This window comes from Deinococcus pimensis DSM 21231, from assembly GCF_000519345.1.
Classification (GTDB): domain Bacteria; phylum Deinococcota; class Deinococci; order Deinococcales; family Deinococcaceae; genus Deinococcus_A; species Deinococcus_A pimensis.
This window is the reverse complement of record NZ_KI912674.1, coordinates 37,533-37,896: the sequence shown is the minus strand read 5'-3', so window position 1 is coordinate 37,896 and position 364 is coordinate 37,533. Positions and strand designations below refer to the sequence as shown.

Sequence of the window (364 nt, the reverse complement as noted above, 5' to 3'; positions counted from 1 at the left end):
TGATCGCGGCGCAGCAGTCGCTGGCGGGCGCCCAGGCGACGCTCGCGAACGCCACGCGTGACCGGGCCCTCCCGAACGTCACCGCGAACGTGAAGTACGGCGCGGGCGGCACGGGGCTGAGCGGCAGCCTCAACCTCACCACGGGCGTCGCGAGCGCGGGCGTCACCACGGGCTTTGGGGGCGGCGCGACCTCCCTCTCGCTCGGCGTCGGCGCGTCCTTCACGCTCGTCGATCCCGTCGGGGACGCGAAGGTCGCGAGCGCCCGGACGCAGGTCGCGTCCGCCGAGCTGGCCCTGTCGCTCGCGCGCCAGAACGTCGAGCTCGACGTCCGGCAGAAGTACGACGCCCTCACCTCGGCCCGGCT

Annotated in this window: 1 protein-coding gene; it reads left to right on the top strand. The window is 74.7% G+C overall.

Annotation, left to right across the window (positions count from 1 at the left end; all coding sequences use genetic code 11):
- Nucleotides 1-364 (top strand): TolC family protein (locus tag DEIPI_RS40590; protein WP_169737197.1); only part of this gene is annotated, 364 nt, incomplete at both ends.